Source organism: Rhodoligotrophos appendicifer, from assembly GCF_007474605.1.
GTDB lineage: Bacteria > Pseudomonadota > Alphaproteobacteria > Rhizobiales > Im1 > Rhodoligotrophos > Rhodoligotrophos appendicifer.
This window is the reverse complement of sequence record NZ_VHKL01000017.1, coordinates 35255-57906: the sequence shown is the minus strand read 5'-3', so window position 1 is coordinate 57906 and position 22652 is coordinate 35255. Positions and strand designations below refer to the sequence as shown.

At 57.8% G+C, this 22652-nt stretch carries 19 protein-coding genes and 2 pseudogenes; 10 read left to right on the top strand and 11 right to left on the bottom strand.

What is annotated here, in order from left to right; all coding sequences use genetic code 11:
* The first annotated feature begins 34 nt into the window (after positions 1-34).
* From sfsA to radC, 3 genes are read left to right on the top strand one after another with little or no spacing between them, the layout of a single operon-like run.
* On the top strand, positions 35-787 hold the full coding sequence (gene sfsA / locus FKM97_RS24920) for a DNA/RNA nuclease SfsA (protein WP_144295169.1): 753 nt from the start codon (positions 35-37) through the stop codon (positions 785-787).
* A 3-nt stretch (positions 788-790) separates the two neighbouring features.
* Positions 791-1618, top strand: coding sequence for a type I methionyl aminopeptidase (gene map / locus FKM97_RS24915; protein WP_144295179.1), 828 nt, complete (start codon positions 791-793; stop codon positions 1616-1618).
* 30 nt (positions 1619-1648) lie between these two features.
* On the top strand, positions 1649-2350 hold the full coding sequence (gene radC, locus FKM97_RS24910) for a RadC family protein (RefSeq protein WP_144295168.1): 702 nt from the start codon (positions 1649-1651) through the stop codon (positions 2348-2350).
* On the opposite strand, the gene FKM97_RS24905 is transcribed toward radC, so the two are convergent.
* The 11 genes and pseudogenes from FKM97_RS24905 to FKM97_RS24860 form a co-directional block, all read right to left on the bottom strand.
* Positions 2347-3975, bottom strand: coding sequence for an NTP transferase domain-containing protein (locus FKM97_RS24905; protein WP_144295167.1), 1629 nt, complete (start codon positions 3973-3975; stop codon positions 2347-2349). The genes radC and FKM97_RS24905 overlap by 4 nt on opposite strands.
* On the bottom strand, positions 3972-4661 hold the full coding sequence (locus FKM97_RS24900; protein WP_144295166.1) for an XdhC family protein: 690 nt from the start codon (positions 4659-4661) through the stop codon (positions 3972-3974). Before FKM97_RS24900 ends, FKM97_RS24905 begins: the two co-directional genes overlap by 4 nt.
* A complete protein-coding gene (locus FKM97_RS24895) occupies positions 4661-4984 on the bottom strand; it encodes an XdhC family protein (protein WP_428977943.1) in 324 nt (107 codons plus the stop codon). Before FKM97_RS24895 ends, FKM97_RS24900 begins: the two co-directional genes overlap by 1 nt.
* Positions 4985-4992: 8 nt before the next feature.
* Entirely contained in the window at positions 4993-5949 is a 957-nt protein-coding gene (locus FKM97_RS24890) for a vWA domain-containing protein (RefSeq protein WP_246105262.1), read from the bottom strand.
* Positions 5950-5979: 30 nt separating this feature from the next.
* Positions 5980-6216 (bottom strand): annotated as a pseudogene (locus FKM97_RS27325) (VWA domain-containing protein); the annotation flags it as partial.
* A complete protein-coding gene (locus FKM97_RS24885; protein ID WP_144295163.1) occupies positions 6213-7133 on the bottom strand; it encodes an AAA family ATPase in 921 nt (306 codons plus the stop codon). The pseudogene FKM97_RS27325 and the gene FKM97_RS24885, both read right to left, overlap by 4 nt.
* A gap of 192 nt (positions 7134-7325) precedes the next feature.
* Positions 7326-8120, bottom strand: coding sequence for an FAD binding domain-containing protein (locus FKM97_RS24880; RefSeq protein ID WP_144295162.1), 795 nt, complete (start codon positions 8118-8120; stop codon positions 7326-7328).
* A 12-nt stretch (positions 8121-8132) separates the two neighbouring features.
* On the bottom strand, positions 8133-10502 hold the full coding sequence (locus FKM97_RS24875) for a xanthine dehydrogenase family protein molybdopterin-binding subunit (protein WP_144295161.1): 2370 nt from the start codon (positions 10500-10502) through the stop codon (positions 8133-8135).
* Between the two features lie 21 nt (positions 10503-10523).
* Positions 10524-11006: a (2Fe-2S)-binding protein gene (locus tag FKM97_RS24870; RefSeq protein ID WP_144295160.1), complete on the bottom strand. Its 483-nt coding sequence runs from the start codon at positions 11004-11006 to the stop codon at positions 10524-10526.
* A 347-nt stretch (positions 11007-11353) separates the two neighbouring features.
* Positions 11354-11788 (bottom strand): annotated as a pseudogene (locus tag FKM97_RS27115) (SRPBCC family protein); the annotation flags it as partial.
* Positions 11789-11851: 63 nt separating this feature from the next.
* Positions 11852-12796, bottom strand: a complete 945-nt coding sequence (locus FKM97_RS24860; protein WP_144295158.1) for a GlxA family transcriptional regulator — start codon at positions 12794-12796, stop codon at positions 11852-11854.
* Between the two features lie 161 nt (positions 12797-12957).
* Here FKM97_RS24860 and FKM97_RS24855 point away from each other — a divergent pair, with 161 nt between their 5' ends.
* The 7 genes from FKM97_RS24855 (at position 12958) to FKM97_RS24825 (ending at position 22648) form a co-directional block, all read left to right on the top strand.
* Complete coding sequence (locus tag FKM97_RS24855) at positions 12958-13851, top strand: beta-keto acid cleavage family enzyme (RefSeq protein WP_205015300.1); 894 nt, start codon at positions 12958-12960, stop codon at positions 13849-13851.
* A 121-nt stretch (positions 13852-13972) separates the two neighbouring features.
* Positions 13973-15472 (top strand): 3-hydroxyacyl-CoA dehydrogenase NAD-binding domain-containing protein, encoded by a 1500-nt coding sequence (locus FKM97_RS24850; RefSeq protein ID WP_144295157.1) that lies wholly within the window; start codon positions 13973-13975, stop codon positions 15470-15472.
* Positions 15469-16242, top strand: coding sequence for an SDR family oxidoreductase (locus FKM97_RS24845; protein WP_144295156.1), 774 nt, complete (start codon positions 15469-15471; stop codon positions 16240-16242). Before FKM97_RS24850 ends, FKM97_RS24845 begins: the two co-directional genes overlap by 4 nt.
* 82 nt (positions 16243-16324) lie before the next feature.
* Positions 16325-17488, top strand: a complete 1164-nt coding sequence (locus FKM97_RS24840) for an acyl-CoA dehydrogenase family protein (RefSeq protein ID WP_144295155.1) — start codon at positions 16325-16327, stop codon at positions 17486-17488.
* A gap of 7 nt (positions 17489-17495) precedes the next feature.
* Positions 17496-19571 carry an acetate--CoA ligase family protein gene (locus FKM97_RS24835; protein ID WP_144295154.1) on the top strand — a complete coding sequence of 692 codons (2076 nt, stop codon included), beginning with the start codon at positions 17496-17498 and terminating at the stop codon, positions 19569-19571.
* A gap of 112 nt (positions 19572-19683) precedes the next feature.
* Positions 19684-20172, top strand: a complete 489-nt coding sequence (locus FKM97_RS24830; protein WP_144295153.1) for a hypothetical protein — start codon at positions 19684-19686, stop codon at positions 20170-20172.
* Between the two features lie 214 nt (positions 20173-20386).
* The gene (locus FKM97_RS24825; protein WP_144295152.1) at positions 20387-22648 is read left to right on the top strand and encodes an acyl-CoA dehydrogenase; all 2262 of its coding nucleotides are present in this window, start codon (positions 20387-20389) and stop codon (positions 22646-22648) included.
* Positions 22649-22652 lie beyond the last annotated feature (4 nt).

The window sequence follows — 22652 nt, the reverse complement described above, 5'->3', positions numbered from 1 at the left end:
AAGGTTTGCTTAGCCAACTTTACGGTCCCTCGTCATGAAACTCCCCGCCCCTTTGCATCGTGGCAGGCTCGTCCGCCGCTACAAGCGCTTCCTGGCCGATATCCAGCTTCAAACGGGCGAACTCATCACTGCTCATTGTGCCAATCCAGGCTCGATGCTGGGTCTGATGCCTGTAGGTGCGACGGTTTGGGTCTCCCGATCCGAAGACGCCAAACGAAAGCTGCCCTATTCTTGGCAGCTGCTTGAGCTTGCTGGGGAAAGGCCGGTGATGGTGGGAGTAAGTACCACTAACCCCAACCGCATTGTGGAGGAAGCCATCCGCGCGCAACAGATCCCTGAACTCTCGGGATATGACGGCCTTTTGCGCGAAGTCCGATATGGCCTCAACAGCCGGATCGACCTGTTGCTGACCAGCAGCCACCGACCTCCTTGCTACGTCGAAATCAAAAACGTTCATTTATCGCGAGTTCCCGGTCTTGCGGAATTTCCGGACAGCGTAACGGCGCGCGGAGCAAAGCACCTCAACGAGCTTGCTGCCGCTACTCAAGAAGGCGCACGGGCAGTTCTCTTTTACCTGATCCAGCGGGACGACTGCCAGACGATGGCCATCGCTTCCGACCTCGATCCTGCTTATTCCAGAGCATTCACCTCGGCATGTATGGCAGGCGTTGAGTGCCTAGTTTATTCATGTAGAATCAATCTGGACGAGATAGTGATTGACCGCCCGTTGCCATTGCGAACCGGAAATCACATTTTGAAGACAGAGCGGGTGCTTAGGGAAAGTTAGATGATCAGTTATGTCGATGCCGCAACAGCCCCGGCCCTGAATACCGGCCAAATCAAAATACATGGATCGGAAGCCTTTAGCGGCATGCACAGAGCTGGACGCATAGCTGCCGAGACGCTCGATATGTTGACAGAATATGTGACCCCCGGCACCCCCACAGCTGTTCTCGATCAAATGGCCCTCGAGTTCGCCCGCGACCATAACGCTATCTCGGCATCGCTGCAGTATCGCGGCTTCACCAAGTCTATCTGTACGTCGGTTAATCACGTGGTATGCCACGGCATCCCGGGGGACCGGCCTCTCAAGGAGGGGGATATCGTCAATATCGATGTGACTTTGGTGGTCGACGGCTGGCACGGGGACACAAGCCGCATGTATGGCGTAGGTGAGGTCTCGCGCAAAGCGGAGCGGTTGATAGAAGTCACCTATGATTCCCTGATGCGCGGCATTGCTGCGGTAAAGCCCGGCGCCCGTACCGGGGATATCGGTCACGCCATCCAGAGTTTTGCGGAAGCCGAGCGCTGCAGCGTCGTACGGGATTTTTGCGGCCATGGACTCGGCCGCGTGTTTCACGACATGCCTAATATTCTGCACTATGGGCGCCCGGGAGAGGGAATCATTCTCAGACCTGGAATGTTCTTCACGATTGAACCCATGATCAATCTCGGAAGACCACACGTGAAGATTCTGGCCGACGGGTGGACCGCTGTAACCAGAGATCGATCGCTCTCAGCCCAGTTCGAGCATTCCGTGGGCGTCACCGAGACAGGCTGTGAGATCTTTACACTTTCCCCTAAAGGCCTGCATTGTCCTCCCTATAAAGTCGGATAGATTTCCGGAAACTCATTCGGAGCGCACAGCATGGCCGGGGGGCTGGAGGACGCGCAGGCACCACACTATGTGGGTCATCGCGAACGTTTGCGGGATCGGTTCAGAGACAAGGGCGCAGATAGTCTCGCCGATTATGAACTGTTGGAGCTCGTGCTCTTCCGATTCATGCCGAGACGCGACACCAAACCTGTGGCAAAGGCGTTAATCGAAAAATTCGGGACTTTCGCCGAGGTGCTGGGGGCCCAGCCGGAGCGCTTAATGGAAGTCAAGGGGGTTGGGGAGAGTATTGCCACCGACCTTAAGGTGCTGCAAGCAGTGGCCCTACGCTTCTCCATTGGCGCAGCTGTTCAACGACCAATATTGTCTGCCTGGTCTGCGGTTCTCAAGCATTGCCGGGCCGCGATGGCGTTCGAGGTGGACGAGCAGTTCCGCATCCTGTTTCTTGATAAAAAAAACCGCCTGATTTCGGATGAAGTCCAACAGCGCGGTACCGTTGATCACACACCGGTTTATCCTCGGGAGGTGGTCAAGCGTGCGCTCCAGCTGGGAGCGAGTGGATTGATCCTGGTCCACAACCATCCCTCGGGGGATCCGACGCCGTCACGGGCGGATATCGAGATGACAAGATTCATCGTCGAGGCGGGTCAGAAGCTGGGCCTCGTCGTCCATGATCACATCATTGTGGGGCGTGAGGGGCATGCCAGTTTCAAGGCGCTCGGACTTCTGGCCTAGGTTTTTCCAACAGCTCGGCTTGCGGAAGCGGCAAGGGCCTCCGGCGTATCCAGATCGATTAGAACCGCATCATCCATCTCAATTTCGCAAACTTCGCTCGCATAGCGGCTCATGAGGTGCTTAGCCCCAATATCTCCGCGAAGCTCCTGAATGTCCGAAAAATAATCTGCGCCCCATAGAACCGGGTTCCCCCGCTTGCCTTGCGAAACGCTGACACAAATCGATCGACCGTCCGAGGGGCTGAAGCCTGCTATCAGTCGGTCAAGATGAGAGGCTGTAACGAAGGGCATGTCACCCAAGCAGACCAGCGCGGCATCAACACCGGTCGGCAAAGCCGCGATGCCTGACTTGAGTGAAGATGAAAGCCCCTCAGAAAAGGCCGAGTTCTCAACGAACATTACATCAAGTTCCGCCAATGCGGCTCGAACCCTCTCCGATTGATGCCCGAGAATGACTAGAACTGGTGCGGCCCTGCTCGCAAGGGCCGCTTCCACCACTCGCCGGACCATCACCTTACCGTCGACCGGCTCAAGAAGCTTGTTGGCACCTTCCATCCGGGTTGACCGCCCAGCGGCAAGAACAATACTGGCCACGACAGGAGCCTTTGCGACCTTGCGGCTTTCGCCCTCGCGTGGGGTAGGCCGGGAGGAAATCTCCGCAAGCAGTCCACCGGATCCCATGTCCATGATTTCCTCGGCGCCTACCGGCACCTCCGCCAGGAGTCGTTGCAAAACCCAGTCAAAACCATTCAGCTTAGGCGACCTTGCACAAGTCGGAACACCGATAACTGGTGTGCCGTCAATCTGGCCGAGCATCAAGAGATTGCCCGGGTCCACCGGCATGCCGAGATGAAGGACAGTGCCCCCCGCCGCCACCACTGCACCAGGGACGATATCGCCGCGGTCGACGATGGCGGAAGCACCGAAGATCAGGATGGGTCCACAGCCTTCGTCGCGAAGCTCCTTTATGGCAGTAGCTGTTGGTATGATGCCATGCTCTACTAGACGGGTTGCCTTAAGCGTGGACCCTAGAGCGGACAGGCGATCCTCAATTGACTTCACGCTCTTAGCCACCAGGGACTTCTTTCCCGCTGGCAGTATCGTGACCACAAGTCCGACCGGGTGCTCCATTAAAGGTGCGATCCGAACGACCGGGCCGCCTTCCTTCGCAATGGCAATTGCTCGGTCGAGGATGTGGCGCGGGGTTGCAAAGGGAATAATCTTAACTGTTGCAATCATTTGACGATTTTCGACCAGCTCGTATCCTTTGAGCGTGGCAACCGTCAGACTCTCATGTAATCGGTTGATGCGACGGAGCCGGCCCTCGTCAATCAAAACGAGTCCCGATGTCTCAGCATATAGATTTGCCCGGCCGGTAAAGGGTCTTGCAACTGCAACAGCACTTCCAGGCAGAGCACACGACAAAATTGCCGCCGCCTCGTCCTCTGGAACATCATTCTCTTGTAAGAGCGCCGCAAATACCTGCATCACACCGCTCGTTTTCAGCACGGCGATATCAAGTGACGTCAGCACCCGTCCCTTCTTAAAAACCCCCTCCGCATGCCGTACGGAATGCGCGAGAACTGCACCCTCGGCCTGATCAATGGAGATCTCGCCAAATATCATGTCTGTTGGCGTCCCAAACGAAGCGCCTTCGTAATCTCCGCCATGATCGAGACTGCGATTTCCGGTGCACCGCGGGCTCCAATGTCAAGGCCAATCGGGGCGTGAATGAGATCCAACTGATGATCGGAGAAGTCGGCTGACCTCAAACGATCGAGACGCCCTGCGTGGGTTCTTTTTGAACCCAAAGCCCCAACGTAAAAACAATCACTTCTTAGGCCGGCGATCAGTGCTGGATCGTCAATCTTCGGATCGTGCGTCAGCGCAATCAAAGCAGTACGAGGATCAAAACCAATCTGCGGCAGCACCTCGTCAGGCCATTCAGGCCGTAGATCGACATCGGGAAAGCGCATCTCGGTCGCGAAAGCACCCCGAGGATCGATGACCGTGACGTCGTAACCCAGGGCCTGGGCCATCGGAATCACGCTTTGCGAAATATGCACAGCACCGATGATGATGAGCCTTAGGGGTGGATTGTAGACATTGATAAAAATCTCGGTCTTAGCACCCGCAACCACGCTCGACTTGTCGTAACGGAAGGCATAATCGAGCTCGCCACCCAATGGATGGGTTTCAATCTCACTACGGCCGATCAGCTCCTGGCACCCGGAAGACAGATAGGTGATCAGAGCGACGGCTCGCCTTTGGGAGACAGCGTCAAGTATGCCCGTCAGCGTGGACCTTTCCATCAGGTGTCCTTGAGAGCTTCAATCGAGATCCGGATTCGTCCCCCGCATGCCAACCCAACTTTCCAAGCGGTGTCATCGGTCACGCCGAATTCGAGGATTTTGAAGGATCCATCTTCGATGACCTCTAGCGCCTCGGTAATGACCGCACCCTCGACGCAACCTCCAGAGACCGAGCCAAGAAAGTTTCCCTCGGCATCGACAATCAATTGGCTGCCGACAGGTTGTGGGGCTGAACCCCATGTCTCAATGACGGTGGCCATAGCAATTCTCCGCCCCTCGCCTGCCCAACGGACGGCATCGTTCAAGATTTGAGATCCCGGCATTGTTGTCCTCATGTGCCTCTAAGCCAGCGCCGCGGATCATGCTCTGCTCCCGTCCCGGTGAAAAGCGCCTCGGCCAACTGCTCCAGACTTAGCAGGTTGTGCGCCGGTCGGAACTCATCGACGTAAGGCAACATAGCCCGAATTCCGCTGGCTCGGGCTTCGAAGCGGTCGAAGCGCAGCAGCGGATTGAGCCAGATGATGCGTTTTGCCTGTCGTCTCAGACGCGACATCTCCGTTTCCATCAAACTCGCGTCCTCACGCTCGAGTCCGTCAGTGATGATCAATATATGGGCGCTCTGCCCCAACACGCGTCGAGCCCAATGAAAATTGAACTCGTGCAGCGCAGCACCGATCCGCGTACCACCAGACCAGTCAGCAACTGCCCCGGAAACTCGATCCAGGGCTTCATCCACATCACGTCGTTGCAACTCTTTGGTAATATTGGTGAGCCTTGTGCCGAAAAGGAAGACATGAACCCTGTTGCGGTCAGACATGAGGGCATGCAGGAAATGCAATACTATGCGGCTGTATCCCGACATCGAGCCGGAGATATCGCAGAGGACCACCAGAGGAGGCAGTCGTGTGACACGATCCCGCCAGGCCAGTTGCACAACCTGACCGCCCGAACGCATGGTGTTGCGCATCGTCTTGCGAGGATCCAGCTTGGCTCCCCCGTGACTTTTGGAAAAACGGCGGGTTGGTCGGGATACCCGATTCAGTCGCATCACTGCAATCGCAGCCCGGGCCTGATCTTGCTCCGCGGCTGACATTTGTTCGAAATCCTTACGACGGAGAGTTTCCTGAATGGAGGCCGAGAAACTTGCATCCAGTTCCAACTCGCGGCCATCCTGCCTGGCGGCATACGTGTGGTCTTCATCAAACATAGCATCCGCAAGCCGTCGGGCCGCAGCCTGCCTTTTTTCCGGGGATGCCTTCCGGGCGATTTGCTGCAGCAGCAAAGCCATAAGTTGCTCCTGCATCTTGGGTGCTCGCCAAAAGGCTTGGAATGCTTGATCGAAGACCTCGTGCTGATCGCGCCGGCTGATCAAGACCGCGTTCAGGGCCCAATAGAAGTCCTCGCGATTTCGAAGGCATCCCGCTTCGACAGCCTCCAATGCATCCAGCACTCGTCCTGTCCCGACAGGCAGACCCGCCCGTCGCAGAAGGCGACCGAAATGTACGATGTTCTCCGCCAGTCGACCGGATGAACCAAGTGGATCGGGATCGATCACAGACGAGCCCTTGCAGCAATTTCCGCCTGCACTTCCGCCAGTAGGCGGTGCGCTTCTGAGCCCTCCATGCGGGCGATGTCGTCCTGATATTTCAGCAGAACGCCCAGGGTCTCATTGATCGTGGTGGGATCCAAAGAAATCCGATCGAGCGCGTCGAGAGCGGAGATCCAATCGATCGTCTCAGCAATTCCCGGCCGCTTGAAGAGGTCCTCGGACCTGAGGGCCTGAACGAAGGCTACAACTTCGGCAGACAAGGCTGCCGACGCTCCTGACGCGCGAGCCCGTACAATCTCCAACTCGCGCTCGGCGCTGGGATAGCCGACCCAATGGTAGAGGCAGCGCCGCTTGAGCGCATCGTGAACCTCACGCGTTCGGTTTGAGGTGATGATGACGATCGGAGGGTGTTCCGCTCTGATCGTACCAAGCTCCGGAATGCTGATCTGATAGTCCGACAGGATTTCGAGAAGAAAGGCTTCAAAGGCCTCATCGGTGCGGTCGAGTTCGTCGACGAGCAGCACTGGAGGTGCTCCGGCAGCCAGCTCCAGCGCCTGCAAAAGGGGCCGGCGGATAAGGAAACGTTCAGCAAAGATGTCGGCGCCCAAACGCTCGCGATCGAGGGTGCCCGAGGCCTCAGCCAAGCGGATCTCGATCATCTGCGCAGGATAGTTCCATTCATAGACCGCCGAGGCGATATCGAGCCCCTCATAGCATTGCAAACGGATCAACCTGCGGTTCAGGCTCGCAGCCAGGACCTTGGCAATCTCCGTCTTGCCGACGCCTGCTTCGCCCTCAAGAAACAAAGGGCGCCCCATCTTGAGAGACAGAAAGAGGACCGTCGCCAGAGCACGATCAGCGATGTAACCGTTTTGCTGAAGTAAGGTGAGGGTCTCGTCAACGGATGAGGGAGTTGGAATCATCAGGGCTCTTCGTCAATCTCTTCGCAGCCGACGATAGTTTTGAAAATCCCTGCCTTCTATCCCGGATAGCCGTTTTCCCAGGATGTGGAGACTGCCTCCAACACGAAAATGGGACTTCGCCGATCTCAAGTTGAAGCACACTGCTTGGAGGGAATATACCAAGCAGTGTATGCAACCCATGGGGAGCGCGCGTTAACCGGTTGCGCGTTCGACAGCTCGCCGCGCCATAACACCCACCAAATGCGCCCGGTATTCGGCACTCGCATGAATATCAGAATTCAATCCGTCGGCGGATACGGATACGGCTTGTAAGGCCATGGGTGAAAAGTTGCTGCTCAAGGCATTTTCCATCTCGACAACCCGAAATACAGAGGCTCCCGCACCGGTCACCGCCACGCGAACCGCTCCCGGCGTCTTAGCGACAAAGACGCCAACCATGGCGTAGCGTGAAGCGGGATTGCGGAATTTTACGTACCCTGCCTTTTCGGGAATGGGAAACGAGACTGCTGTAATGATCTCGCCTTCATCGAGAGCCGTCTCGAACATGCCTGTGAAGAACTCCGCGGCTGCGATCTGGCGCGAGTTCGTGTGGATCGTGCCTCCCAATGCCAAACAAGCGGCCGGGTAATCGGCCGCGGGGTCATTATTTGCGACAGAGCCGCCGATTGTCCCGCGATGGCGAACATGGGGATCGCCAATCAAGCTAGCAAGTTCGGCGAGTGCCGGTATTGCTTGCTTAACGTCAGTCGATGTGGCCACGGATTCATGAATGGTTCCTGCCTTAATAATGACGGAGCCTGATGTCACCTCAATGCCGCTGTTTTTCAAACCTCCGAGGTCAATCAGGTCCGACGGCTGGGCCAAACGCTGCTTCAGTGTCGGGATCAGAGTCATGCCGCCAGAGACATACTTGCCGTCGGAAGCCGCCGCCATCAACCGCACTGCCTCCTCCGCAGTCGATGGACGATGATAATCAAATTCGTACATGTGTCCCCTCTCCTATTCGGCGGCCAGACGCTGCGCACGGTCGCGCGCCGCCCGCCACACCGTCTCAGGGGTGGCCGGCATTGGAATATCGCGAATTTGCAAGGCATCGGTTATGGCATTGATCACCGCGGCGGGAGACGCAATCGCTCCAGCTTCGCCACAACCCTTTATCCCAAGCGGGTTAGATGGTGCCCGCGTGATGGTGTAATCAAGCACGAAGTTTGGCAAATCATCGGCTCTGGGCATGCAGTAGTCCATGTATGATCCAGTCAGGAGCTGGCCTGTTTCAAGATCATAGCGACACCCTTCAGTCAGGGCCTGACCTACGCCCTGCGCGATTCCGCCATGAACCTGACCCTCCACTATCATTGGATTTATCAGCTCGCCGAAATCATCGACAGCGACCCAGTTCACGATTTTGGTGATCCCACTCTCAGGATCGATCTCAAGTTCGCAAATATGGCATCCTGCTGGGAAGGTGAAGTTTGAAGGGTCGTAAAACGCGCCTTCCTTAAGGCCCGGTTCGATCTCGCTGGTGGGAAATTTATGAGCGACATAGGCGGCCAGGGCGACCTCCCCGAATGCCATCTTCTTGTCCGTTCCCTTGACAGTGAACGATCCGTCCTTGAACTCGATATCCCCTTCGGACGCCTCCATGACATGAGCCGCCACCTTCCGCGCCTTGGCTTCTACCTTCTCCAGCGCTTTGAAGATTGCCGACATGCCGACTGCACCGGAGCGGGAGCCATAAGTTCCCATCCCGAACTGCACCTTGTCCGTGTCACCATGAACGATCGAGACCTGGTCGATTGGAATTCCTAAACGGTCGGATACCAACTGCGCGAAAGTCGTCTCATGCCCCTGGCCATGGGCGTGGGAGCCAGTCAGAACCTCAACACTTCCGGTGGGATTCACGCGCACTTCCGCCGATTCCCAAAGCCCGACCCCCGCACCCAACGATCCGACTGCTGCCGAAGGCGCGATACCGCAAGCCTCGATGTAGGTTGAGAACCCGATGCCCCGAAGCTTGCCGCAGCTTTCACTTTCCGCCCGGCGTCTTGCAAAGCCTTTATAGTCGATGATCTCGCATGCCTTCTCGAGAGATGCGTGATAATCGCCAGCATCATACATCATGATGACAGGAGTCTGATGGGGAAAGGTGGTGATAAAGTTCCGCCGTCTGAGTTCCGCCGGATCGATGTTCAACTCGCGCGCCGCCGTCTCAACGATGCGTTCGATGACGTAAGTGGCTTCAGGCCTACCTGCACCGCGATAGGCATCCACCGGCGCCGTATTGGTGTAAACGGCGTCCACTTCTGCATAAATCGCCGGTAGGTCATACTGACCGGAGAGCAGCGTGGCGTATAGATAAGTCGGAACGCAGGAGGCGAAGGTCGACAGATAGGCACCGAGATTGGCGGTCGTATGGACTTTGAGAGCGAGAAACTTTCCGTCTTTGGCTAGCGCCAGTTCGGCATGCGTTACGTGATCTCGCCCATGAGCATCAGCCACGAACGCCTCGGACCTGTCACCCGCCCACTTGACTGGACGACCCACTTTCTTTGCGGCCCAGACGCATACCGTCTCTTCCGGATAGATGAATATCTTGCTGCCAAAACCGCCGCCAACGTCAGGGGCGATGACCCGAAGCTTGTGCTCCGGAGCAATGCCGACGAAGGCCGCCAAGACGAGACGGGCCACATGCGGATTTTGGCTCGTCGTATAAAGCGTAAAGCTATCAGACCCAGAGTCATAATCGCCAATGGCCGCACGAACCTCCATCGCGTTCGGGATCAGCCGATTATTGACCAAATCGATCTTCGTGACATGGTCTGCGCGAGAAAAAGCCTGCGCGACGGCCTCAGAATCACCAAGCGACCATTCGTAAACAATATTGTCGGGAGCTACTTCATGCACGGGCGGGGCAGATGAAGTCCGCGCGCCGGCCGTCGAAATTGTGGCTGCGAGCGGCTCATAAGCGATTTCGAGCAGTTCGGCGCCCGCCTGCGCAAGCTCTGGGGTCTCTGCAATGACCACAGCGACACTGTCGCCGACATAGCGCACTTTGCCTTGCGCCAAAGCGGGATGTGGACCCGCCTTCATGGGCGTTCCGTCCTTAGAATGGATCATCCAACCGCAGATCAGGCCACCAATCTTGTCCGCAGCAAGATCGTCCCCTGTCAAGACTCCAACAACGCCAGGTGCTGCCCTAGCCGCGGAAGCATCAATGCTCAGAATGTTTGCATGTGCATGCGGTGAGCGAACAAAGGAGGCATATGTCTGATGCGGAAGATTGATATCGTCAGTATATCTTCCCTTTCCAGTGATGAAACGATGATCCTCCTTGCGAAGGACACGTTTGCCGATGCCGCTCTCATTCATTGGACGTCTCCCCCAGATTGTTTAAGCAGCTGCTTGTGCAGACTTTTTATTTGCGACTGAACTGATGGCTTTCACAATGTTATGGTAGCCTGTGCAGCGACAGATGTTGCCCTCAAGCTCGTGGCGAATGGTCTTCTCGTCCAGCCCATCCGGATGTCGATTGACGATATCGACCGCCGCCATGATCATGCCGGGGGTACAGAAGCCACACTGCAGCCCGTGATGCTCGCGAAATGCCTCCTGCATCGGGTGCAGTACGCCGTTCTGAGCCAAACCCTCGATCGTCTTCACCTCAGCGTCTTGACATTGCAACGCCAGAATAGTGCACGACTTTATCGATTTCCCATCGACATGGACAACGCAGGCGCCGCACTGGCTCGTATCGCAACCCACGTGGGTTCCGGTGAGGCCCAGGTTCACCCGGAGGAAATCAACAAGCAGCGTGCGACCTTCGACCTGTCCAGAGACCGCCTTGCCGTTCACCTTCATCGTTACTTCTGACATTTCTGAGCGACTCCCCTGCCTCGAGTCAAATGAATGACCCACAGGCCCGATCAAGACGGACCCGTTTTCTAGACCCATTCCAGTGTGGCGCCAGTTCTTGGAGCCGGTCAAGGGGCTGACGCAGACCCGCCCATCCGAAAATAGTAGATCATGGCGACAGCGACGAGTACGAGAAGCAGTATGGCAGCCCAGCGGGTGCCCACGGAGCCGCTGGGGGCCACCGGCGGAGTCGTCGGCGCAATGGGGGCTACGGGTGAGGCCATCGCCGGGGGAGCGGAAACCGAATCCGCGTCAAGCCGGGCAGCCGACGGGACGGCGACGTCTATAGGGGAGGCCGGCGCGCGCCCCACCTTCTCAGCGAACTTCAAAAAGAACTCATCTGCCATCTTCTTTGCGGTCTGGTCGACAAGCCGCTGGCCGATCTGCGCCAACTTGCCGCCTACGGTGGCATCCACATCATAACTCAGCAACGTTCCGCCAGCTGCGCCATCAGATAACCTGACTTTGGCGCCTCCCTTGGCGAAACCTGCAGCCCCCCCAGATCCCTCACCCGAGATCGTGTAGCCGTTCGGGGGATCGAGGTCACTCAGCGTAACCCGGCCTTTAAAGCGTGCACTGACCGGCCCCACCTTCATTTTTGCGGTCGCCTCCATCTCCGTGTCGCTGATCTTTTCAATGGTTTCGCAGCCGGGGATACACTCCTTCAAAACAGCCGGATCATTCAACGCAGCCCATACATCCTGACGGGGCGCCGCGAGAGCGTATTCACCTGTCATCTTCATTGCATTCTCTCCCTGCGGCCAAACTGGACGGAAACTTATAGCAGAGTCTCAGAAAGGGTATCGTCAATGATCTCCCTCTGTCCGGTGAGACGATGGCGGAAACCCAAAATGTCGACTAAAGGCCCTGGAAAATTGCGACAGGCCCTGGAATCCACAAGCCATGGCGACATCGGTGACACTTAAGCGGGAATACGAGAGCAAATGCTCCCCATGTTCCAGGCGTAAGCGACGATAAATCCGGTTCGGCGGGGCTCCCAGCCGAACCTGAAAGAGGCGTTCCATCTGGCGAAGGGAGACGCCCCCCATAGCGGCAAGCCGATCTAGAGAAATAGGCTCTTCCGTATGGCGCTCCATCGCCTCAAGGATCAAAATAAGTCGCTGATCACCAACCTGATAACGCACATGAGCCGGCAGCCGTCCGGCTGCAGGGGCCGAAGGCAAGCGAGAGTGAACCAGTTGGTCGGCAACCCTCACGGCGAGCTCACCCCCATGGATGCGCCCGATATAATCCAGCATCATATCGATCGTCGCCGCGCCCCCTGAACAGGTGAGCCGGCCTCGATCAATCTCATACAGTGTTTGAGTGGCATCCACCTCGGGATAGCTCTCCCGGAAACCGGGCAAACTTTCCCAATGACAAGTTGCCCGATGGCCGTCCAGCACACCCGCCTCCCCGAGTAGAAATGGTCCCGTGTCCACCCCTCCCAAATCGATACCCAGCCTCGCCAGACGCCGCACATGAGACACGACGGAGCGCGTATAATTGCGCTCTGGGTGATAGCTTGCACAGAACAGGGCCAGATCTGGTCTGCCGATGTCCGTCAGCTTGGCCTCGGCAGTGACAGGAATTTCGTTCGAAGCAGCGACGGGCGCGCCGTCCGAGGAAACGAAACGCCAGGAGAATACCGGGCCTGCAAATCGGTTCGCGACGCGCAGGGGCTCCAGTGCCCCAAACAAGGCGATCATCGAAAATCTCGGAAACAGCACAAAGGCAATGTCACGCTTCACTTGAACTGGCTTCCTTGATCTCGATCGTCGCCAAAGAACGGTCTTGTCGTAAAGGATCAAGTCAATGACGAAAAACGTCAAGTCGGTCAGAGTTGTTGCGTTATGCTCCGCGCCGGTCTCAAACCCAAAACGACGACTATTGAGGGGAGAAAAAGACGCCTATGTTGACGCCAAAGGTCATCATCACCTGTGCCATCACCGGCGCCGGCGACACGGTCGGCAAGCACCCCGCCATTCCGGTCACACCAGAGCAGATCGCGAATTCCGCTCTCGAAGCGCACCGTGCTGGTGCAGCAATTGTCCACTGTCACGTGAGGGAACCAAAGACCGGCAAGGGCACCCGTAACGTCGATTATTATGCGGAGGTGGTGGAGCGCATCAAAGCCGCCAAGACCGACGTGATCATCAATCTTACTGCCGGCATGGGCGGCGATCTCGTCATCGGAGATGGGATACACCCTATGACGTTTGGCGGCGGCACCGACCTGGTGGGACCGGAGGAGCGCCTGCTCCATGTCAAGGCGCTGCGACCCGAGATCTGCACCCTGGATTGCGGCTCCCTCAACTTCGGGGATGGGCAAGGCATTGTCGTGCAGACCCCAACGCAGCTTCGCGAGCAAGCCCGGCTGATCAAATCCTACGGCGTAAAACCAGAAATGGAGATTTTCGACTCCGGCAATTTGTGGTTTGCCAAGCAACTCGTCGAAGAAGGACTGATCGAGGGCAAGCCGATGTTCCAGTTGTGCCTTGGCATTCCTTGGGGAGCACCGGTTGGTCCGGAAACTGCCACTTATCAGGTCGGGCTCATGCCAAAGGACGCGGTGTTCGCAGGCTTCGGCATCGGTCGTTGGCAAATGCCGATGGTGGCGCAGATGGTGCTTCTTGGAGGGCATGTCCGGGTTGGACTGGAAGATAATCTCTATCTGGACAAGGGAGTCTATGCCTCCAATGGAAGCCTCGTCGAACGAGCGGTCAAGATCATCGAGTTGTTGGGAACAAAGGTGGCAAGTCCCAGCGAGGCACGAGAAATCCTGGGTTTGAAGCAGCCTCTTTGAGCCTGCTGGGCACATGACCGTGACGCTGGGTGACACGGCCCCAATGAAGCATCTCTGGAGGCCTGGCCTCTGTTTTTAGCAGTTCTCCGACGACAAAAGTCTGGATGAAGGCGTTATTTTCATGACTGACCCACACATTAAGGCAGTAGGCATTATTGGATCTGGCGTCATCGGTGCAGGATGGGCAGCACGGCTTCTCGTCCGAGGCATAGATGTCATCGCCACCGACCCTGCCGAGGGTGCGGAAGATCGCATGCGAGGCATGATCGAAACCGCGTGGCCGGCCATGTCGAAACTTCTTCCCGCCGCACCCTCGAAACCCGGGACGCTGAGTTTCACGCGCTCGCTGGAGGAGGTTGCCGCTAATACCGGGTTCATCCAAGAGGCTGCACCTGAGCGCGAGGACCTCAAGATCGGCTTGTTCTCAAAAGTCGACGCCATTGCAGACCCTGATGTCATCATCGCCTCGTCCTCGTCAGGATTTCTCCCTTCGCGCCTCCAATCGGAATGCAAGCGGCATCCGGAACGCGTGGTCATCGGCCATCCCTTTAATCCAGTCTACCTCCTGCCGCTGGTGGAACTCGTTCCCGGCGACAAGACAACCGTTGCCGCCATGAATCGCGCGCAAGCCTATTACGAACGCATCGGCATGCATGTGCTGAGGCTGCAGAAAGAGATCGAAGGATATATTTGCGACCGTCTCCAGGAAGCGTTGTGGCGGGAGGCGTTGCATATCCTCAACAAGGGAGTTGCGACTACGGCCCAGATCGATGATTCGATCATCTATTCGGCCGGCTTGCGCTGGGCCTTCATGGGGTCCTTCCTGACCTATCATCTGGCAGGCGGTCCGGGAGGAATGCGCCATTTCATGGCGCAATTCGATCCGACCATGGACCTTCCCTGGACGGATCTCAAATATCCCGTCTGGAACGACACTCTAAACAGCCGGCTGATTGAAGGGTGCGAAGAGCAAGCGGCGGGGCGTTCCGTTCGGGAACTCGAAGCCATTCGTAATGACGTTCTCGTGGACCTTATGCGCGTGCTTCAGCAGCACAAAATCGGTGCCGGATCGATTCTAGCGCACGAGGAGGCGACGACATATAGGGCCCGGGGGCAGAAGCCCTGGACCAAGGGCGATTCCATCGATGCCCCGCTGAAGCTGTACGAAACAACCGTATCGCCGCAGTGGGTGGATTATAACAATCATATGAGCGAAGCCTATTACCTCACCGCATTCGGTGACGCGACGGATGCATTGTTCCGCTTCATTGGTGATGACGAGGACTATCGCGCATCTGGATTGTCTTTCTATACGGTTGAAACCCACATCAATTACGTCAAGGAAGTTGCCGGCGGCGAGCCTCTTACCTTCACTACGCAACTTCTCGGATTTGACAGAAAGCGGCTCCATTTCTTCCATCAGATGTTTCATGCACGGACGGGAGACCTTCTCTGCACTACAGAGCAAATGCTGTTGCATGTCGATACACATGCTCAGAAAGCTGCCCCTATGCGACAGGAGATCTTCGATACGCTGAACGCTATCTGGGCAGTTCATAAGGACCTGCCGAAACCAAACAATGTGGGCCGTCAAATGAACGTGCCGGAACCGGTGGAATGAGCAATAGCTCCCCGTTACGTGTCATCGTCACCGCGGCTGCACGTGGCATCGGTCGCGTAACCGCCGCCGCTTTTTTGGATCTCGGTGCGCGCGTATGGATTTGCGATGCCGATGAACCCGCCGTTCTGGAATTCGGAAGCACCTATCCGGCCGCCAAGGCTAAGCGATGCGATGTCATAGAAGAATCCGAGGTCCAGCGCTTCGTCGCTGCTGCAGTCGCGGACATGGGCGGAATCGATGTTCTCGTCAATAATGCCGGAATCGCGGGACCGACGGCATTAATCGAGGATGTCCGCTATGATGACTGGCGACGTTGTCTCTCCGTCAACATCGACAGCCAGTTCCTCTTCATCCGCGAGGTGGCGCCGATCATGAAGTTTCAGGGATCCGGCTCCATCATCAACTTTTCATCAACCGCGGGCCTTTACGGCTATGGGCATCGCACTCCCTATGCCGCCGCAAAATGGGCAGTGATCGGTCTCACCAAGTCAGTTGCCATCGAACTTGGGCCCCAGGGCATCCGGGTCAACGCCATTTGTCCCGGCTCTGTTGACGGAGAGCGAATGGACCAGGTCATCGCGTCCCAGGCAAAGGCCACAGGCATGAGCCCAGAAGCCGTTCGCGCTGATTATGCGAGTCAGTCTTCCCTTCGCAGATTTGTCGACCCGCAGGAGATCGCAGACACGGTCCTGTTCCTGGCTTCGCCTCAGGCCTCAATGATTTCGGGTCAGGCGCTCACCGTCGACGGACATACAGAGACGTTCCGCTAGCCACCACGCTAAGAGGATTCGGCGCTGCCATTTCCTTCGAGCACTCCGGTCGTCGCTGGCAACAGATTATGAGGAGAGGCTTATGGACTTCGCTCTAAGCGACGAGCAGAACATGCTCATCCGGACAACCAGGGCATTCGTCGAGCAAGAACTCTACCCCCACGAGGCGGAAGTCGAGCGAACCGGGATTCTCCGCCCCGACCTTGCCGAGCAGATCACCGCCAAAGCCATCGAGGCAGGCCTCTATGCCGCAAACATGCCGGAGGAAGCCGGTGGTGCGGGCCTCGATACGGTCTCCTGGGTTCTCTATGAGAAAGAACTCGGGCGCGCAAACTATGCGCTCCACTGGACCTGCGTCGCTCGTCCATCAAACATCCTCATGGCTTGTACACCCGAACAGCGTGAAAAGTATCTCTTCCCCGTCGTCCGCGGCGAAAAGATCGATTGCCTTGCCATGACTGAGCCGGATGCAGGCTCCGACGTCCGCTCAATGAAGTGCTCGGCCGTGCAGGATGGTGGGGACTGGGTCATCAACGGCACCAAGCATTTCATAAGCCATGCGGACATCGCCGATTTCGTGATCCTCTTCGCCGCCTCAGGCGTAGAGGAGACCGCACGAGGGCCCAAGAAGCTGATCACCGGTTTTCTCGTGGACCGCGGGACAGCAGGCTTTCAGATTCTCGATGGCTACGAAAATGTCTCTCATCGCGGCTACAAGAATTCCATCCTGACCTTCGACAATTGCCGTCTACCGTCGAGCCAGATTCTCGGTGAGGTGCACAAGGGTTTTGACGTCGCAAATACCTGGCTGGGCGCCACACGCCTGCAGGTGGCAGCGACATGTCTTGGCAGGGCCGAGCGAGCCCTGGAGCTCGCATTGCAATGGGCGAGCTCACGGAAACAATTTGGGCAGCAGATCGGAAAGTTTCAGGGCGTGTCTTTCAAGCTCGCCGACATGGCGATGCAGCTCAAAGCGGCCGAGCTGTTGATCCTCAACGCTGCCTGGAAATATGACCAGGGGAGCATGACGGACGAGGACGCTGCCATGGCCAAGCTGTTCGCAACAGAAATGTTAGCCATGGTGACCGATGAAGCTCTGCAGATCCATGGTGGTATGGGCCTGATGTCGGAACTGCCGCTGGAGCGGCTCTGGAGAGACGCGCGGATCGAGCGCATATGGGAAGGCACGTCCGAGATCCAACGGCATATCATTTCCCGCGCCCTCCTCCGCCCGCTCGGCGCCTGAGCCTTTCATGACCCTGAACTCTCACACCACCGCCATTCCGGACCGCTTGCATCGGCTTCTCAACCCTCGTTCCATCGCCTTTATCGGTGGCTCTGAGGCCGAAACTGCGTTGAAGCGAACGCTGGAGCTCGGTTTTCCCGGCCAGGTTTACGCCGTCAATCCGAAACGCGAAATGTTGGCCGGCATCGCATGCGTCCGCACGGTCGACCACCTTCCGCAGGACGTCGATGCTGCCTTTGTCGGCGTGCCTCGCGGGCCCACTATCGAGATTGTCACGGCTTTGCGCTCCAAGGGCTGCGGGGGAGCCGTCGTCTACGCTTCTGGCTTTACCGAGACCGGTAGCGAGGGTGAGGGGCTTCAGGCCGAGTTGCTGAGCGCGGCGGCGGGCATGCCGCTCATGGGCCCCAATTGCTATGGTTTCATCAATGTCCCTGGACGTTGTGCGTTATGGCCCGACATTCACGCACTTTCCCCTTGCACAAAGGGCGTTGCCATCGTCACCCAGAGTGGCAATCTGGCCTGCAACCTGACGTTCCTGCAGCGTGGACTGGCCGTCGCGGGGATCTTCACTCTGGGAAATCAGGCTGACATCAATATCGGCACCATGGTCGATGCATTGGTCGCCGATGACAGGGTGACCGCCATTGGGTTGCATATCGAAGGCCTTTCGGATGTGCCGGGATTTGCTGCAGCAGCTCGTCGGGCGCTTGCCGCCCGCAAGCCGATCGTCGCTCTTAAAACGGGTCGGTCGGAGGCCGGAGCGCGAGTGGCAAAGAGCCATACCGGTTCGCTTGCCGGGGCCGATTCGCTTTATTCGGCATTGTTCAAGCGCTACGGTATTGCCCGAGCCACGAGCCTTACCACTTTCGTGGAGACTTTGAAGTTCCTATGCATCGTCGGCCCCCTGCCCGGCAATCGGCTTGTGTCCATGTCCTGCTCTGGCGGCGAAGCAGCCCTCGTCGCCGATATGGCCGAGGGGTTAGCAATCGAGTTCCCTGCCTTCGGCGAGACGGCTCCCGCCGTCCGCGAGACCTTGAATGCCTATGTCGCCATCGAGAACCCGCTGGATTATCACACCTTCATCTGGGGGAGGAGGGAGCAATTGGAGGCTACCTTCTCGGCCGTTCTCTCAGGACCCTTCGATCTCGGTTTCCTGATCCTCGACACGCCCACCGCGGGCTTGCCTTCTGCCGACTGGTACACGGCCGCCGACGCTCTGGCCCTGGCAGCCGATCGCAACGGCGTCAAAGGGGCCATCGTGGCCAATCTGCAGGAATGCCTTCCGGAGCCTATGCGGGAGCGGATGAGCGCGCGCGGTATCGCCCCCATGGCCGGGCTCGAGGAAGCCCTGGTTGCCTTCGAAGCGGCCGCCTTTATCGGCTGCGCCTGGGCGCGTCCTCTGCCACCTCTCCTGCCAGCAGCACCAACGGTCTCCCTGCGACCGGTCGTCAACTTCACTGAGCGTGAAGCGAAGGATCTTCTCAGCCAGTATGGCATTCCCGTTCCTCGGGGAGAAATCTGCAGCCCCGACGAAGCGGGCGCGGCCGCCGATCGCATTGGCTATCCCGTGGTGCTGAAAGCCTCAGGTGCCGAACTCCTGCACAAATCCGACATGGGCGGCGTGATCCTCGATCTGCGCGACAGGCCCTCTGTCGAGGCTGCGGCGGTGCGCCTCTCCACGCTGTCCAACGAGATTCTCGTCGAGGAGATGGTGAGGCGCGGCGTGGCGGAAATCATCGTGGGCGCCACATCGGATCCACAATTCGGCCAAATCCTGGTCATCGGCGCGGGCGGCGTCCTGACCGAACTGCTGCGCGATACGGCAACGCTGCTGCTGCCAACGACCCGTGAAGAGGTCGAGGAGGCCTTGTCGACATTGAGGGTCGCTAAGCTGATCGACGGGTTTCGGGGAACATCAGGCGACCGAGGCAGGTTGGTCGACGCAATTATCCAGATCGCGGCTTTCTCGACCGCCCATGCGGCGACACTGATCGAGTTGGACGTCAATCCCTTGATCATCCGCGCATCGAGCGAAGGCGTCATCGCTGTCGATGCTCTCCTCCAGATGCATGAGTCGAACTGATGCGGGACTCCGATCGCATCTAACGGAGGGCAACGGGCGCCAAGCTTGACTGCGGATTTAATGCAACCTATGATTGCGATCATATTTCCCAATTTTATCTAGGAACATATTGATGCTCAAATGGTTCAACAAAATTTTTGGGGCAACGTCAGCTCCTCCGACCCTCTTATCCCATGCAGAAATCTCCGCAGTGCAGCAGAACTGGCATAAAATGCCGGTCGAAGTGCGGGACAGCTTTATTAGGATGTACGAAAGTCAGACTAGCCCTGCAGCAGCTTATGAGTTCCTTGCTACCCTGCCTGGGCCGAACGGTAAACTTCCACCATTTATATCTAATATGACAGATGCGCCTTCGAACATGGTGTTTGGGCCGCCGATCCCGCCTAAGCCTCCCGGACTCTTCGCTGAGCTTTACCGAGGCGAAGCGCAAACTTCGCTGCCTCCCTCACCCGGGGTTGCCTCACCTATTCCGGCTGCCGAAAGTCAAGGAACAACCGGTTTCGTAAAGCAAATGGTAACCGCTATTGACGCTCAGCGGCCGTTGAATGCTGCGCAGTCAGCTCACCCGCAGTCCATCTCCGACGCGATACACGTCGATTGAGAATGAATGCTCGAGACCGGCGCCAAAATCATTCTGTTCTGCCGGTAGCGCAACGTACCGGGCGAACTTTTCGGGCAGAGTCGTACGGACACCCGACATTGTGAATCGCACGGAACTTTCGGAGAGTGATTGTTCTCGGTAGTTGGCATAAGTTGTGAGGAGATAGGCAAAGCCTGCAACCAGTCTCAATTTCAGCACCGAGGTTTCACACTTAATGGCCGACGACGCCCTCACCTTCCGCCAGCGGCACATCTCGCGCCCGATGTTGAACTGGGTGCGGGAGATCTTGCCGGCGATGTCGGCAACCGAGCGGGAGGCCCTGGAGGCCGGGACCGTCTGGTGGGATGCGGATCTCCTGCGCGGGAATCCAGATTTCAACAGACTTCTGGACACCGCGGAACACCCGCTTACTGCAGAGGAGCAGGCCTTTCTCGACGGACCGGTCGAAGAGCTGTGCCGTCTGATCGACGATTGGCAAATCTGTTTCGTCGAACGCGACATTCCGGAGCCGATCTGGGAATTCGTCAAGGCGCACAGGTTTCTCGGCATGATCATCCCCAAGGCCTATGGGGGCCTGGGCTTTTCCGCTACCGCCCACTCGGCGGTGGTGGTCAAACTCGCCTCACGTTCGGCATCTGCGGCTGTCGCGGTGATTGTGCCTAACTCGCTGGGGCCGGGAGAACTTCTCGCGCATTACGGCACGGATGCCCAGAAGGACCATTATCTCCCTCGCCTTGCGGATGGGCGAGAGATCCCCGCCTTCGGACTGACCAGCGTCGAGGCCGGCTCCGATGCCGCGTCGATGACCGACACCGGTGTCGTGGGCTATGGCGACTACAAGGGCGAACGTGTGCTTGGCATGCGTCTCAACTGGAGCAAGCGATACATTTCGCTAGGACCGATCTGCACGGTTCTGGGGCTCGCGTTTAAGCTCAGGGACCCAGAGCATCTGCTTGGGGATCAAGTGGACCTGGGGATTACCTTGGCACTGGTTCCGACCGATACACCGGGTGTGGAAATCGGCAGGCGTCACTATCCCGCGATGCAGGCTTTCCCCAACGGACCAAATTGGGGTCGGGACGTCTTCCTCCCTCTTGATGCCATCATTGGCGGGCCCTCCCGAGCAGGGCAAGGCTGGCGCATGCTGACCGCGGCATTGGCGGCCGGTCGTGGGATATCCCTGCCCTCCCTTTCTATCAGCGGCATGAAACTGTGTACGCAAGCGACCGGTGCCTACGCCCGCATTCGCGAGCAATTCAATCTGCCCGTCGCCCGCTTCGAGGGGGTTCAGGAGGCCATCGCCCGGATCGCCGGCGCAACCTACAAGATCGATTCCGGACGACGGCTCACTCTTGCGGCTCTGGATGTCGGACAAAAGCCTTCGGTCATTTCCGGCATTCTGAAGTATCACGCGACGGAAGCGCTGCGCCGCGTGGTCGACGATGCCATGGATGTCCATGGCGGCAAGGGGATCTGCGACGGGCCCAATAACTATCTCGGCAATCTCTATCGGGCCGTTCCCATCGGTATCACGGTTGAAGGGGCCAATATTCTCACACGCTCGCTCATCATCTTTGGTCAAGGATCCATAAGGTGCCATCCGTTCATCCTCAAGGAGATGCAGGCAGCACAGAATCCCGATCGAGAGACCGGCCTCCGCGACTTCGATGAGATCCTGTTTGCTCATTTCGCCTATCTGATGAGAACAATGGCCCGAACGCTTTGCCGAAGCTGGAGTTTCGCGCGATGGGGCCCCAGCCCGGTGCAGGATGCGACCTCACCTTATTTTCGCGGGATCGCTCAGCTCTCAGCAGCCTTGGCTCTCACCGCAGACGCCGCAATGATCACCATGGGTGGTGCCCTGAAGCGCAAGGAGATGATCTCAGCGCGTCTTGGCGACGTGTTGTCGGAACTTTATTTCGCCTCAGCCATCGTCAAGCGGTGGCGCGACGACGGGCGACCGCCCGAGGATCTGCCGCTTGTTCACTATGCAGCCCAGTCCTGCCTGCATGTCGCGGAACAGAGACTGAAGGAGGTGTTCGATAACTTCCCCAATCGCATCGTAGCCTGGAAGCTGCGCTTCGCAACTCGGCCATTCGGCGCGATCCACGCCGCTCCATCAGACAGGCTTGTGCAAGAGGTCGCAGAACTGGTGACACGACCCGGCGCGACACGGGACCGGCTATGCGCAGGCATCTATACTGGCGGACAGGAAACGGAGCTTGGCCGATTGGAGGAAGCGTTGCGTCGGGTCATCGCCGCGGAGCCACTGCGCGCCAAGATGCGCGCCGCCCGAATTCGTAACGCCGAGGATGCATTGACTGCCGGTGTCCTCACGGCTGATGAGGTTGTGGAGCTTCGCGATACTGCAGCACTCGTTCACTCCGTATCGGACGTAGATCACTTCAATCTGGAGGACATCAAAAGTGTAACCACAGGCGTCAGCATCACCCCATCCGGTTCGGACGCTGCATAGGAGA

What these genes read in the sequence shown, in the direction of transcription:
- FKM97_RS24875 (WP_144295161.1), bottom strand. Translation starts at nt 10,502, where the DNA reads ATGAATGAGAGCGGCATCGGCAAACGTGTCCTTCGCAAGGAGGATCAT.
- FKM97_RS24825 (WP_144295152.1), top strand. Translation starts at nt 20,387, where the DNA reads ATGGCCGACGACGCCCTCACCTTCCGCCAGCGGCACATCTCGCGCCCG.
- FKM97_RS24850 (WP_144295157.1), top strand. Translation starts at nt 13,973, where the DNA reads ATGACTGACCCACACATTAAGGCAGTAGGCATTATTGGATCTGGCGTC.
- sfsA (WP_144295169.1), top strand. Translation starts at nt 35, where the DNA reads ATGAAACTCCCCGCCCCTTTGCATCGTGGCAGGCTCGTCCGCCGCTAC.
- FKM97_RS24890 (WP_246105262.1), bottom strand. Translation starts at nt 5,949, where the DNA reads ATGGCTTTGCTGCTGCAGCAAATCGCCCGGAAGGCATCCCCGGAAAAA.
- radC (WP_144295168.1), top strand. Translation starts at nt 1,649, where the DNA reads ATGGCCGGGGGGCTGGAGGACGCGCAGGCACCACACTATGTGGGTCAT.
- FKM97_RS24880 (WP_144295162.1), bottom strand. Translation starts at nt 8,120, where the DNA reads ATGTACGAATTTGATTATCATCGTCCATCGACTGCGGAGGAGGCAGTG.
- FKM97_RS24900 (WP_144295166.1), bottom strand. Translation starts at nt 4,661, where the DNA reads ATGGAAAGGTCCACGCTGACGGGCATACTTGACGCTGTCTCCCAAAGG.
- FKM97_RS24885 (WP_144295163.1), bottom strand. Translation starts at nt 7,133, where the DNA reads ATGATTCCAACTCCCTCATCCGTTGACGAGACCCTCACCTTACTTCAG.
- FKM97_RS24840 (WP_144295155.1), top strand. Translation starts at nt 16,325, where the DNA reads ATGGACTTCGCTCTAAGCGACGAGCAGAACATGCTCATCCGGACAACC.
- FKM97_RS24845 (WP_144295156.1), top strand. Translation starts at nt 15,469, where the DNA reads ATGAGCAATAGCTCCCCGTTACGTGTCATCGTCACCGCGGCTGCACGT.
- FKM97_RS24895 (WP_428977943.1), bottom strand. Translation starts at nt 4,984, where the DNA reads ATGCCGGGATCTCAAATCTTGAACGATGCCGTCCGTTGGGCAGGCGAG.
- FKM97_RS24835 (WP_144295154.1), top strand. Translation starts at nt 17,496, where the DNA reads ATGACCCTGAACTCTCACACCACCGCCATTCCGGACCGCTTGCATCGG.
- FKM97_RS24855 (WP_205015300.1), top strand. Translation starts at nt 12,958, where the DNA reads ATGTTGACGCCAAAGGTCATCATCACCTGTGCCATCACCGGCGCCGGC.
- FKM97_RS24830 (WP_144295153.1), top strand. Translation starts at nt 19,684, where the DNA reads ATGCTCAAATGGTTCAACAAAATTTTTGGGGCAACGTCAGCTCCTCCG.
- FKM97_RS24870 (WP_144295160.1), bottom strand. Translation starts at nt 11,006, where the DNA reads ATGTCAGAAGTAACGATGAAGGTGAACGGCAAGGCGGTCTCTGGACAG.
- FKM97_RS24905 (WP_144295167.1), bottom strand. Translation starts at nt 3,975, where the DNA reads ATGATATTTGGCGAGATCTCCATTGATCAGGCCGAGGGTGCAGTTCTC.